Origin of the sequence: Amycolatopsis sp. NPDC021455 (assembly GCF_040640995.1) — a bacterium.
Taxonomy (GTDB): domain Bacteria; phylum Actinomycetota; class Actinomycetes; order Mycobacteriales; family Pseudonocardiaceae; genus Amycolatopsis.
In genome coordinates this window covers 38,912-51,334 of the sequence record NZ_JBFACT010000021.1, presented here as the reverse complement: position 1 = coordinate 51,334, position 12,423 = coordinate 38,912, and the positions used below count along the sequence as shown (strand labels likewise).

Genomic DNA, 12,423 nt, shown 5'->3' with positions numbered 1-12,423 from the left:
TTGAGCCATTCGTTCGGGTCATTGCGTGGATTCCCAAGGAGACGGTCTACGGTAGGCGCGTCCGGGCGAACGGGACAGTGCCCGATCGGGTGGTGCGGGCTCACGCATATGGCGCAGTAGCCGATCCGTGGGGAATCGCTAAGCTCTTTCCGGTCCGATCAGACGAGAAGGTGTTCTTCGTGACACGATCACCGGAATGGGTACCGGCGGGTGTCGATATCTCGGTGCCGAGCATCGCCCGCCTTTACGACTTCATGCTCGGCGGCGGCCACAACTTCGCCGTCGACCGTGCGGTGGGCGAGCAGATCGAACGCACGATGCCCGGCCTGCGTGACTCCGCGCGCGTGAGCCGCGCGTTCCTCGGCCGCGCGGTGCGGTTCATGACCGGACAGGGGATCCGGCAGTTCCTCGACATCGGCTCGGGGATCCCGACGGTGGCGAACGTCCACGAGGTGGCCCAGGCGCAGGACCCGGACTGCCGGGTCGTGTACGTCGACCGCGACCCGGTCGCGGTCGCGCACAGCGAACTGATGCTCGCGGGCAACGACCGCGCGGCGATCGTGCAGGCCGACATGCGGGACCCGGAAAAGATCCTCGACTCGCCGCAGGTCCGGGAGCTGATCGACCTCGACGAACCGCTGGGCCTGCTGATGCTGCTCATGATGCACTGGGTCCCGGACGAATCCGGTCCGCTGGAACTCGTCGGGCGGTACCGCGCGGCGCTCGCCCCCGGCAGTTTCTTCGCGATGACCCATGTCAGCGGCGACCACCAGGGCCGGAAACTCGGCGAAGCGGCCGAGGTGATCAAAGAGAGCCGGAGTCCCGATCAGGTGACCCTGCGGACGCACGCCCAGGTTTCCGCGCTTTTCGCGGGATTCGAACTCGTCGAACCGGGCTTGGTCGGCTGCGGGGAATGGCGGCCGTCCGGGCCGGCCGATATCGCCGACGCGGCCGCGATGAACATGCTGGTTTACGCCGGAATCGGCCGGAAGAGCTGAGCGGGCGCCACGCATGCCGATGATCGACAAACTGCCGGAACCGCAGCCCACGCGTCCCGAGGAGGACCGCGGGCGGACCGTGCTCGCGCGGAAATGGGCCTACCTGCTCAGCGGCGTGACGGTCGTTTCGCTGAGCCGGGAGGAGCTCGACCGGGAACTGCGCGACCTGCTCGACACGCTGGTCGACAGCCTGCAGCGCGGGTCCGCGGACAGGACGGCCGCCGAGCGGATCGGCGCGCGGCTGGTGACGCTCGGCTACGTCGGCGAGCGGGGACTGCGGTGCACGCTCGACGTCCTGGGCAAGGGGCTGCCGTCACTGCCCGAACTCCAGTCGGCGGACCGCCTCACCGAACGCATCGTGCTCGCGCTGGGAGCGCTCTCGTGCGGGTTCCTGCTCGCGCACGAACGCAGCGTCCTCGACCAGCAGGAGATCATGCACCTGGCGCTGCTCAAGGCGGTGCGGGACGCGCAGTGGAACCTCAAGCAGAGCGAAGCGCGCTTCGACGAGGTGGTGACGTCGTCGGCGAGCGGCATCGCGCTGGTCGCCCTCGACGGCCGGATCGTGCGGGCGAACGCGGCGCTGGCCGAGATGCTCGGCCACCCGGACGGGGAGCTGACCGGGACCCTGCTGACCGACGTCGTGCACCCGGACACCTACGAGGTGCTCCGTGACGCGATGGACGCGTTGATCGACGGCGGCAAGGACCGGATCCGGCAGTCCCAGCGGCTGCTGCGCAAGGACGGCGACGTCGCCCGCATCTCGCTCACCGCGTCGCTGCTGCGCGACGCCGAAGACTGCCCCGGTCACTTCGTCTTCGTCATCGAGGACGGCACCGAGCTGATGCTGCTGCAGGGTGAGCTGAGCCGCCAGGCCCTGCACGACGTCCTCACCGGGCTGCCGAACCGCCAGTACTTCGGCACCCACCTGGAGGCGGCGCTGCGGCGCGCCGACCCGGTGTACGGCGTCACGCTGTTCCACGTCGACCTCGACGCGTTCGGCATGGTCTGCAACAGCCTCGGCCGCCGCGTCGGCGAGCAGCTGCTGGTGCACTTCGCGCAGCGCCTGAAAGCCGTGATGGCCCGGGAGAAGGCCATGATCGCGCGGTTCCACAGCGACGAGTTCGGCATCCTGGTCGAGAACACCGAAACCACCCCCGACATCGACACGATCGTGCGCGCGATCAACGACGAGCTCGCCGAGCCGTTCTTCGTCGACGGGCACGGGCTCGCGCTGTCGGCCAGCGCGGGCGTGGTGCACCGGCCGGCGAAGGGCATCGACCCGCTGGAGCTGCTGCGGCAGGCGGACCAGACGCTGCGGCGCGCCAAGGCGCGGCGGCGCGGCCAGTGGAAGATGTTCGACCGGGAAGCCGACGCCCACGACCGGCGGACGCAGGCGCGGGCCGTCGGCATGGCCGGCGCGTGGGAGCACGGCGAGATCAGCGTGCGGTACCGGCCGGTGGCCCGGCTCGAGGACGGCGCCACCGCCGGCCTCGAAGCCCGCCTGCACTGGGACCGGCCGGACGACAAGGCGCTTTCGCACGAGTGCTGCGTGGAGCTCGCCGAGTCGACCGGGCTCGTGCTGCCGCTCGGGGACTGGCTGCTGCGCGCGGCGAGCCGTCAGGGCGAATGGTGGCGCCAGCGCGCGGGGTTCGGCCTCCCGATGCTCGCCGGCCTGACCGGGCACCAGGTGTCGGACGACGCGCTCGGCACGCGCGTGACGCGGCTGCTGGCCGACACCGGCCTGCCGCCGGAGCAGCTGATGCTCGGCGTCCCGGTCGGCGCGCTGCCGGTGTCGGGCGTGCTGGAGAACGTCATGGCGTTGGCCGACCTCGGCGTCCACGTCATGCTCGACGAGTTCGGGCTCGGGCCCGACGACCTGCGCGCGATCGAGGACCTGCCGGTGGACATCGTGCGCGTCGACCGGCGGCTCGCCGAGTGGCAGGCGTGGTCGGACTCGACGTTCCTCGGCGCGCTCGTCCCGCTGGTCCGGCAGGTCGGCGCGACGCTCGTCGTCGACGGCATCCACACCGAGGACCAGGCCGACTGGTGGCGCACGGCCGGCGCCGACCTGGCCACCGGCGACTACTTCGGGATCGCGAGGCCGCCGGGCGAGCTGGCCGGGCAGTTCGCCGGCACCTGAGCGGGCCAGAGCCGTTCCCCGAACAGCGACAACGAGGCCGGCAGCAGCACACCACGGACGAGCGTCGCGTCGAGCAGCACCGCGAACGCCATGCCGAGACCCAGCATCTTGTACTCGATCGCCGCGAGGCTCAGGAAGACGCTGAACACCCCGGTCATGATCAGCGCGGCGCTCGTGACCACGCCGGAACTGCTCGCGGTGCCGTCGACGATCGCCTGCCGCGCCGGAACGCCCGAACGCCGCCGCTCGCGAATCCGGCTGAGGATGAACACGTGGTAGTCGGTGCTCAGCCCGAACAGCAGCACGAACAGGAACATCGGCAGCCAGCCGAGCACGCCGCCGTAGGGCGTGAAACCCAGGAGTGGCGCGAGAAAACCGTCCTGGAACACGAGCGTGAGCACGCCGTAGGCCGCACCGACCGACAGCAGGTTGAGCAGGATCGACACCACCGGCACCGCGACCGAGCGGAACACCACGAGCAGCAGCACGAAGGCGAGCAGCAGGATGAAGCCGACGACGAGCGGTGCCCGGGCGAGCGTCTGCGCGGTGAAGTCGTGGGCTTCGGCGGTCCGGCCCGCCACTGCGTACCCCACGCCGTCGACGCGTCCGACCGTTCGCGGCAGCAGGGTTTCGCGCAACGTCGTGAGCGTGCGGCTCGCCGTTTCGTCGTTGCCGGTGCCGCCGAGCGGGATCCGGACGACGAGTGCCTGGTCCACCGGGACGACCACGGCCGGTTTCGGGGTTTCCGCGGTGAGCGCGGCGATCGCCTGCCGCACCGCGGGCGTGTCGACCGGGCCGCCGCGGGTGTTCCAGAGGACGACGTGCGCGGGCATCGTGATGCCGGGGAACGCTTCCTGCATCCGCGTGGCCGCGTCGATCACCGGGACACTGCGTGGCAGGCTCTCGGTCGGTGCCGGGTCCTGCAGCCGGATTCCCAGCGCGGGCAGGGTGAGCAGCACCAGCACCGCGGTGGCGATCCCGCTCCACAGCGCGGGCTTCCGGGTGACGACGCCGGCCACGGCGGCCCAGAACCGAGAGCGCGTCCGCCGCCGGCCCAGCCACGGGATCCGGCCCCCGTCGACGCGGTGGCCGAGCAGGGAGAGCGTCGCGGGCAGCACGGTCACCGCGGCCAGGACGGCCAGCCCGACGACGAGGACCGTGCCCACGGTCAGGCCGCGGAGGTTGTCGAGGCCGGTGAACAGCAGGCCGGTCACGCACAGCACGACCGTCAGGCCCGACACGACGATGACGTGCCCGGACGTGCGTGCCGCGATCCGGATCGACTCGTCGACGCCGTGAGCGCGTTCCTCCCGGGCGCGGCGCAGGAAGAACAGCGAGTAGTCGACGCCGACCGCCATGCCGATCAGCAACGTGATCGCGGAAGTGGCGCTGTTGACCGGAACCCCATTGTCCACAACGGACAGAATGCCGAAGGCCGCGAACACCGTGGTGCCCGCCAGGAGCACCGGGACCGCCGCCGCGACCAGCGAACCGAACACCAGCAGCAGGATCAGCACGGTGAGCGGCAGCGAGCGCGTTTCCGAACGCTTGATGTCCTCCTTGATGCTCTGGTCGACCGCGCCGGACACGCTGAGGTCGCCGGCCTGCGCCAGCCGGATGCCGGGGTGGCGGGCGGCGACCGTGCCGACGGCCGCGGTCGCCGTCGCCAGGTGTGACCGGATTTCGGTACCGGTGCCGGTGATCCGGAAGGTGACCAGCTCCGACCGGCCGTCGGCGGAGACCTGGGAACGGACATCCGCGACCGCGCCCGACGTCGTCAACGTGCTCACGAGGTCGGCCGTGGCCGCCGGGGACCGGGGCTGGACGAGAACGTTCTCCCAGAACGGTTCGCGGGTGGACTGGCGGTCGAGGACGGCTTGGCCGGTGCCGGCGTCGCCGGCGGGGGTCGACCGGGCGTCGGTGCCGGGGGCGAACGCGCCGACGGCCCAGGCCAGCGCGACGAGCGCCAGCCAGCCGAGGATCGCGGCGGCGCGGTGCCGCAGCGACCAGTTCGTGACGCTTTCGACCACTGGGGGTTTCGCGGGCAGCATGAACTAAAGTCCTTCCGTGAAGGAGTGATCCGATGAGCGCTCGCCCTCGGGCGAGTGGGTGCTTCTTCCTCCTGGGCCGTCGAGTTGCCGCTCGGCGGCCCAGGGCCGTCAGTCAGTCAGTCAGTCAGCCGGTCAGTCGACCTCCTTGAGCACGCGTTCGATGGACCGCAGGCGGTCCTGGACGTCCCGCAGCTGCCGTTCGGTCTCTTCCTGCGTCCGGACGGCTTTCTCGGCCAGCGAGCGGTATTCGTGCTCCCGCGCCAGCTTCGCCTTGGCACGCCAGGTCGAGGCGAGCTGCACGATCGCGATCGAAAGCACGACGGTGATCAGGACGAAGATCCCGACGACGCCGAGGACCTCCTGCCACTGGTGCCAGTTCATGTCCGTCCCTCCTCGCCGTCCGCGTTTCCGTGAACGGATTCCGGTGTGGTCAGCGTCGGCACGGCGGCCGCGATCGTCTCCGGCGTCAGCACGACGGAGAACGCGGTGAGCTCGTAGAACCGCAGCGTCTTCCCGTCTTCGCCGACCTCGAAGCTGGCGGTGACCAGGCCGGCGGCTTCGAGCTTGCGCAGGTGGACCTGCAGGAGCGCGCGGCTGATCCGCAGCTCGCGGGCGAGCTTGCTGACGTAGGTGCGCTCGGCCCGCAGGGCCGCGACGATCCGCAGCCGGTGCGGGTTGCCCAGCGCGCCCAGCTGCCGCAGGAGCTCGTCGCCGGTCCACATGCCAACAAAAGTTAGCAGGTGCCGCCGCGGGTGGGTATCAGGGTGATCCCGGAGATCACATCGGGTGTTCCATCCAGACGTTCGGCTCGACGTACGTCGCCGTGTCGTAGGCGGTCGACGCGGTCACCGGGGCGATGCCGCCCGGGATGAAGTTCTCGCCGTCCTCGAGCTTCACGCCGGTCCACTCGCGCCAGTCGGCCAGCGAACCGGCCAGCGTCACCGCGAACGGACACACCTTGACGACACGGGCGCCCAGCCGCTCGTGGGTGCGCAGCCAGCGGTCGGCGAGCAGCCCGTCGGACCGGCGGCGGGCCGCGTACTCCGGCATGGGGACCGCGGGCTCGGCCTCCTTGCCGATCGGCCGCACCGAGACGATCAGCTTGCGCAGGCCCGTTTCCGCGGCCCGCGCCTTCAACGCCTTCAACATCGGTGCGGACAGGCCGGTGCCCCGCAGGTGCGGCGCGATGACGACTTCCAGCGCGCACAACGCGTTCGGCGCGCGGCCGTCCATCACGTCCTGCGCCGCCCACTCGATCGCCTGGTCCCAGCCGTGGTCGGGGAGCTCGGTGCGGTCCGGCGCCGGATACGCCAGCGGGACCGACAGGGCGCGGGCGATCGGCACGCCGTCGTCGTCCAGTGCGATCAGGAAGTACTTCGCCCAATGCCGCACGAACCGCTCGCCGGTGATCATCCGGCCGCTGGCGCCCTGGTAGATGAACTGCCCGCCGACGTCGCCGAGGTTCAGCGCGGGTTCGAGGAGATCGGGACGACCGGCGAGATCGACGACGCGCATCCGCCCAGTGAAGCGGAAAAGATCAATTCCCGGATAGCGGCAACCGGGCGAAGTTCAGCGCAGGGCCTTGCGACGGCGGGTCAGCGCGGAGGGGTCGAGGTTCGCCTTGGAACCGGCGTCGTGGCCGTCGAAGTAGCCGCTGCCGGACAGCAGCCGCGGCGCGGCCGCGCGCAGGCCGCCGTACTCCGCGTCGAACGCCTGCTGCACCAGCTGCGCGCGGTCGCGGACCACCAGTTCCGCCGAGCGCTCGCCCGGCGCCGCCGTGCGGACCGCTTCCTGTTCCGCGCGGGAAAGCCGCTCGTGCACCGCGCGGGCGAAGCCGTGCAGCCACGTCCGCCGGTAGGCGGCCAGCGACTCGCCGGGGAACAGACCGCCGGGCCGGACGCGGGTCAGCTGCGTGCCGGCCTGCAGCAGCAGGCTGGTGAACAGCAGCTCCACCCGGCCGATGTCGGAGCGGAACCCGAACACCGTGACGCTTTCGACCTTCTGGCCGCGGCGGTGCAGCAGCGTCCGGCACCGCAGCGGGTACGCGACCGAGGTGAGCAGGCTCGCCTTGTCCCGGCTGTACGGGTCGTTCATCGGGATCGTCAGCGTGCCGAGTTCGTCCGCGCTCGCCCCCGACGCCGCGAGCATCGCTTGGTCGATGCCGTACCGCGCGACGAGCTCGGCGGCTTTCTGGTTGTACGCCTCTGCTTCCGCCTCGGTGACCGCCGGGTCCTCGGCCTTGGCCAGCAGCTTGCGGATGCGCTCGAGCTGCGGATCTGACTCGGACATGGCCCCCCTCTCCTGGTCGGGCCCGGCGCGCCCGGCCGGACGTGGGGTGCACCGTCGGCGTCGACGATATTGGTTCAGGTGTTCGCCGTCCGGATGGGGGGAGCGTGTCGCAGGTACGCGTCGAGCGTGACGGCCAGCGCCGCTTCGGGCGACGGCGCGAAGCTCGCCCCGGCCAATCCGCCCCACAACCACAGCTGGGCGAGGCCGTGCAGCGCCGCCCAGAGCGACGCGGCGACCAGCCGCGGGTCGGTGTCCGCGGGCGTTTGCGCGGCGGCGACCAGGGCCGCGAACTCGTCGAACACCGCGCTGCTCGCGGCCCGGAGCGCGGGCTCGTCCGGGTCGATCAGGTCGCGGCGGAACATCAGCTCGAACATCGCCGGGTTCCGCAGGGCGAAGCCGACATAGCCGTGGCAGGCGGCGACGAGCCGTTCGCGCGGGCCGCCGTCCGGCAGGCTCGCCCGGAGCTCGAGCAACTGGGTGAACCCCAGGGTGGCGACGGCGGACAGCAACTCCGCACGACCGGAGAAATGCCGTAGCGGCGCGCCGTGCGAGACGCCGGCGGCCTTGGCGATCCCGCGCAGCGTGACCGCGCCGACGCCCTCCTCGGCGAGCAGCTCCGACGCCGTCGTGATCAGGCGTTGCCGGGTGCCCACGCCTCGTCCCGGGTCATGGGGAGCAGGTCCGGGCGCTTCGGGAGGAAGCCGTCGCCGGGCTGGCGGCCGATCAGCCGGTTACGGGTGCGCGTCACCGCGACCGGCAGGACTTCGCGGAGCAGCCAGTGAACGTCGGCGCGCCAGCCGTGCCCGGCCGCGACCCCGGGCAACGGCGCGAGCCACGCCGGGTCGTGGTCGAGGCCGAGGCAGGCGAGGACGTAGGCGGCGAGCCGGCGGTGCCCGTGGGCGGACAGGTGGAGGCGGTCGGCGCCGAAGTACCGCGAGTCGGTGACGGCCGGGTCGGGCCACAGGTCGATGAGCAGGGCACCGTGGCTGACGGCCGCTTCGCGGATGGCGTCGTTGAGCGCGACGATCCGCGGCCGCATCCGGCCGCCGAGCGGCATCCGGCGGGAGACGTCGCTGAGGGTGAAGGTGACGACGACCGGCGAGATTTCGGTGCACGCGCGGACGGCGGCGTCGACCCGGCGGCTGACCGTGCGCGCGTCCCAGCCGCGGCTCATGACGTCGTTGCCGCCGCCGAAGAGGGCGACCAGGTCGGGCTCGAGCTTCGTGGCCGCCGGGATCTGCTCGGGGACGATCTGGTCGAGCCGCCGCCCGCGGACGGCGAGGTTGGCGTAGCGGAACCCCGGTTCGTCCTCGGCCAGCCGCGCGGCGACGAAGTCGGCCCAGCCGCGGTAGTGGTCTTCCCCGGGGTACGGGTCGTCGAGGCCCTCGGCGCAGCTGTCGCCGAGGACGACGAAACGGTGGTAGCTCATCCCGATCTCCGTAACCCGTGGTTCACCTGGTAGACACTGTCTATCAAACTGAGGTAGACGGTGTCTACTTCGGGTTCACCCGAGCCAGGGCCGCAGCTTCTCCGGGTTCCGCATCGCCCAGATCCGCGTGATCCGGTCGTCGGCGATGTCGAACGCGTACACGGCGGCGAGTTCGTCCCCGCGCTGGAGTACCAGCCCGGGAGAGCCGTTGACCGTGCGCTCGACGAGCGTCAGCTCGCCGAAGGACGCGAGGTCGGCCACGTACCGCGCGACCAGCTCGCCGCCTTCGATCGGGTGCAGCGCGGCGCGGACGACACCGCCGCCGTCCGCGGTGAGGGTCGCGCCGGGGTCGAGGAGGCCGACGAGGGCGTCGATGTCGCCCGCTTCCCAGGCCTGCTTGAAGTCCTTGACCAGGTCCGCCTGCCGGGCAACCGGAGTCAGCGGCCGTGCCGCGCGGATCCGGCGGCGGCCCGACGAGGCCAGTTCGCGGCACGCCGCCTGGGTGCGGCCGGTGATCTCCGCAACTTCGGCGAAGGAGTAGCCGAAGACGTCGTGCAGGACGAGCGCGACGCGCTGGGCCGGGGTCATCGCTTCGAGCGCGACGAGGAAGGCCATGGTGACGGATTCGTCCAGGGTGATCCGGTCGGCCGGGTCGTTCTGGTCGGGCAGCGGCTCGGGCAGCCACTCGCCCACGTACCGCTCGCGCCGGACCCGCGCCGAACCGAGCAGGTCCAGGCAGACACGGCCGGCGACCGTCGTCAGCCAGGCGCCTGGCGAGGCGATGGCGTCCCGCTGCTCCGGCGTGAGGCCGTACCAGCGCGCGTAGGTCTCCTGGACGGCGTCCTCGGCTTCGGCCAGCGAGCCGAGCAGCCGGTAGGCGAGGTTGAGCAGGTGACGTCGTTCGCCGACGACCGGTTCCGATGGCGTTGTCATGACTCCTCCGACGACACAGCCTTCCCGAACGTCAGGTCCTGACATCTCGGCGGGCCGTTTCGTCGTACCGGTCGAAGCCCACCGAACAGGGGAGAACGAAGATGAAGATCGGAATCGTGCTCGGCAGCACCCGTCCCGGCCGCGTCGGGGACCAGGTGGCCCGCTGGGTCCACGAGCGGGCGGCGCGGCGGGGTGACGCCGAGTTCCGGCTGATCGACCTGCGCGACCACCCGCTGCCGCACCTCGAGGAGCCACCGGGCTTCTCGGGCCGGTACGAGGACGAGCGCACCCGGGCCTGGGCCGCGACCGTCGCCGCCCGTGACGGGTTCGTGTTCGTCACGCCGGAGTACAACCACTCCGTTCCCGGCGTGCTCAAGAACGCCATGGACCACGTGCACGTCGAATGGAACACCAAGGCGGCCGGGTTCGTCTCGTACGGCGGCGTGGGTGGCGCCCGCTCGGTCGAGCAGCTGCGGCTGGTCTGCGGAGCGCTGCAGATCGCCGACGTGGCTCCGCAGGTCACGCTGCCCTTGGCGACGGAGTTCGAGAGCCGCACGGTCTTCAAGCCGGGTGACCACCAGCTCGCCGCGCTGGACATGCTGCTCGACCACGTCGTCGCCTGGAGCACGGCGCTGGCGCCGCTGCGGGGCGGGGACGCCGAAGCCGCGGTCAGGGGCCGGCTCGACGAGGTCGTCGAAGCGCTCCGGGCCAAGGATCTCGAGGCACTGCGCGGGGTCTACGCGCCGGACGTCGTGTCCTTCGACGTCGAACCGCCGCTGCAGCACGTCGGGGTCGACGCGAAGCTGAAGAACTGGGCGAAGGTGTTCACCATCTTCGAGAAGGTGGACTACGAGCTGCGGGACCTGACCGTCACGGTGGGCGCCGGCCTGGCCGTCGGGCACGGCTTCGGGCGGGTCAGCGGCACGCTGCCGACCGGGGAGGCCGTGGCCGGGATGTGGGTGCGGGCCACCTTCGTCTTCCGGAAGACCGGGGCCGGGTGGGTGATCGTCCACGACCAGGCTTCCGTGCCGTTCGACATGGTGACCGGCCGGGGCGTGGCCGACCTCGAACCCTGAGGGCTCAGGTGAGCCGGCCGCGGTGGGCCGTCACGGCGGCCCGTCGCGGGTCGGCCGCCGGGAGGGTGGCCAGGAGCGCGTCCAGCACCGCGAGGTCGTCCGTCCCGCAGTCGGTCTCCCAGAACGACCACAGCACCGCCGGGTCGGCGCTGTTCAGCGCGACCTGGCGCACCTGGGCCGTCAGCGTCTCGCGTTCCTCGCGGATCGCCGGGGCTTCGGACTCCGGGAGCAGCGGGCCGCGGAAGGCGCGCAGGACCGCGGCCGGCGAGCCGGTGCGCAGATCCCGCCGGGCCCGGAGGAAGTCCGCGTCGACGTCGGCGGCCAGCCGGTACGGGCGCGTCTGCACCACCGACGCGCCCAGCTGGGAGCGCAGCCGGTGGATCTCCGCGCGGACCGTCACCGGGTTGCCGGTCTCGCCGTAGAGCTGCAACGCCAGCCGCTCGGCCGAGAGGCCGCTCGGGTGCAGGGTCAGCAAGGTCAGGATTTCCGCGTGCCGCAACGTCAACGGCACTTCGCGACCGTCCACAGTGGTCGAATGGGCGCCGTCGGACAGGTACTCGAGGCTCAGCCGGGCGCGGTGGGTCCCCGGTGCGGACGACAGCCGGAGCAGGTAGCCCTCGGACAGGGGTTCCACCGTGGCGAGGCGGCCGTCCGGCAGCGCGATCGTCCCGCCGGCCCGACGGACGTCCACTGTGGACGGAAGCGGGCACGACTGGGCGGCCAGGACCCGGCCGGCCGGCGAGAGCAGCGCGCCGGGGCGGCCGCGCAGGGCCTCCAGGTGCGGCATGTTGACCCGGCGCAGGCGCTCGTCGCGGACCGCCAGCCGGGCCCGCAGCTGCCCCTCCGCGAGCTGCGCGGTCGCCGTGACCAGCGCGAGCATCGCCGGGTGGACCGTGCGCAGCGGCCCGCTGACGTCGATCGACCCGAGCAGCACGCCGGTCTCGGGGTCGCGCACGGGCGCCGCCGCGCACGTCCACGTGTGGTAGCGCCGGACCAGGTGCTCGGCCGAGTAGATCTGCACCGGTTCGCCGGTGGCCAGCGCCGTGCCCATGGCGTTCGTGCCGATCGCGGCTTCGCTCCAGCGCGTGCCCTCGGTGAGGCCCACGCGGTCGCCGCGCAGCAGCTGGCCCGCCGCGCCCTCCCGCCACAGGATCAGGCCGTCCGCGTCGGTCACGATCATCAGGTGCTCGGCGTCGTCGGCGATGCTCACCAGCATCTGCCGCAGCACCGGCAGCACCGGCGCCAGCGGGTGGGTCTCGCGCAGTGACGTGAGGTCGTCCGACGCGTAGACGAACGGGGCCTCGCCGTCGTCGGGGTCGACGCTGGCGGCGAGCGAACGGCTCCACGAGTCGGACACCACGGAGCGTGGCAGCCGGGGCCCGGGAACGCCCTGGAGCACGGCCTCGCGGACGTGCTCCAGTAACCGCGCGTACGACTCGGGGTCGCGCAGCAGCTCGGGTTCGGGCGACTCTGCCACGTCCACCAGCGTAGATAGCCCGCTCATCGC

General features: G+C 71.9%; 12 protein-coding genes. 3 read left to right on the top strand and 9 right to left on the bottom strand.

What is annotated here, in order from left to right; translation table 11 throughout:
• The first annotated feature begins 179 nt into the window (after nucleotides 1-179).
• Together AB0G28_RS23515 and AB0G28_RS23510 are read left to right on the top strand one after the other, a co-directional pair.
• Nucleotides 180-998 carry an SAM-dependent methyltransferase gene (locus AB0G28_RS23515; protein WP_361092559.1) on the top strand — a complete coding sequence of 273 codons (819 nt, stop codon included), beginning with the start codon at nucleotides 180-182 and terminating at the stop codon, nucleotides 996-998.
• Between the two features lie 13 nt (nucleotides 999-1,011).
• Nucleotides 1,012-3,138 (top strand): EAL domain-containing protein, encoded by a 2,127-nt coding sequence (locus tag AB0G28_RS23510; RefSeq protein ID WP_361092556.1) that lies wholly within the window; start codon nucleotides 1,012-1,014, stop codon nucleotides 3,136-3,138.
• On the opposite strand, the gene AB0G28_RS23505 is transcribed toward AB0G28_RS23510, so the two are convergent.
• The 8 genes from AB0G28_RS23505 to sigJ form a co-directional block, all read right to left on the bottom strand.
• A complete protein-coding gene (locus tag AB0G28_RS23505; protein WP_361092553.1) occupies nucleotides 3,081-5,189 on the bottom strand; it encodes an MMPL family transporter in 2,109 nt (702 codons plus the stop codon). The genes AB0G28_RS23510 and AB0G28_RS23505 overlap by 58 nt on opposite strands.
• A 132-nt stretch (nucleotides 5,190-5,321) precedes the next feature.
• Nucleotides 5,322-5,570, bottom strand: coding sequence for a hypothetical protein (locus AB0G28_RS23500; protein WP_361092550.1), 249 nt, complete (start codon nucleotides 5,568-5,570; stop codon nucleotides 5,322-5,324).
• Complete coding sequence (locus AB0G28_RS23495) at nucleotides 5,567-5,911, bottom strand: winged helix-turn-helix domain-containing protein (RefSeq protein WP_361092547.1); 345 nt, start codon at nucleotides 5,909-5,911, stop codon at nucleotides 5,567-5,569. The genes AB0G28_RS23500 and AB0G28_RS23495 overlap by 4 nt, the downstream gene beginning before the upstream one ends.
• Before the next feature lie 55 nt (nucleotides 5,912-5,966).
• Nucleotides 5,967-6,704: a Long-chain-fatty-acid--CoA ligase gene (locus AB0G28_RS23490; RefSeq protein WP_361092544.1), complete on the bottom strand. Its 738-nt coding sequence runs from the start codon at nucleotides 6,702-6,704 to the stop codon at nucleotides 5,967-5,969.
• A gap of 54 nt (nucleotides 6,705-6,758) precedes the next feature.
• Nucleotides 6,759-7,478, bottom strand: a complete 720-nt coding sequence (locus AB0G28_RS23485; protein ID WP_361092541.1) for a DUF2786 domain-containing protein — start codon at nucleotides 7,476-7,478, stop codon at nucleotides 6,759-6,761.
• A 74-nt stretch (nucleotides 7,479-7,552) separates the two neighbouring features.
• Entirely contained in the window at nucleotides 7,553-8,131 is a 579-nt protein-coding gene (locus tag AB0G28_RS23480; RefSeq protein WP_361092538.1) for a TetR/AcrR family transcriptional regulator, read from the bottom strand.
• On the bottom strand, nucleotides 8,110-8,907 hold the full coding sequence (locus AB0G28_RS23475; protein WP_361092535.1) for an SGNH/GDSL hydrolase family protein: 798 nt from the start codon (nucleotides 8,905-8,907) through the stop codon (nucleotides 8,110-8,112). Before AB0G28_RS23475 ends, AB0G28_RS23480 begins: the two co-directional genes overlap by 22 nt.
• Before the next feature lie 75 nt (nucleotides 8,908-8,982).
• On the bottom strand, nucleotides 8,983-9,840 hold the full coding sequence (sigJ, locus tag AB0G28_RS23470; RefSeq protein ID WP_361092532.1) for an RNA polymerase sigma factor SigJ: 858 nt from the start codon (nucleotides 9,838-9,840) through the stop codon (nucleotides 8,983-8,985).
• A gap of 101 nt (nucleotides 9,841-9,941) precedes the next feature.
• On the opposite strand from sigJ, the gene AB0G28_RS23465 reads away from it, so the two are divergent.
• On the top strand, nucleotides 9,942-10,916 hold the full coding sequence (locus tag AB0G28_RS23465; protein WP_361092529.1) for an NAD(P)H-dependent oxidoreductase: 975 nt from the start codon (nucleotides 9,942-9,944) through the stop codon (nucleotides 10,914-10,916).
• Nucleotides 10,917-10,920: 4 nt separating this feature from the next.
• Here AB0G28_RS23465 and AB0G28_RS23460 read toward each other — a convergent pair whose 3' ends face one another.
• Complete coding sequence (locus AB0G28_RS23460; RefSeq protein ID WP_361092526.1) at nucleotides 10,921-12,420, bottom strand: GAF domain-containing protein; 1,500 nt, start codon at nucleotides 12,418-12,420, stop codon at nucleotides 10,921-10,923.
• Nucleotides 12,421-12,423 lie beyond the last annotated feature (3 nt).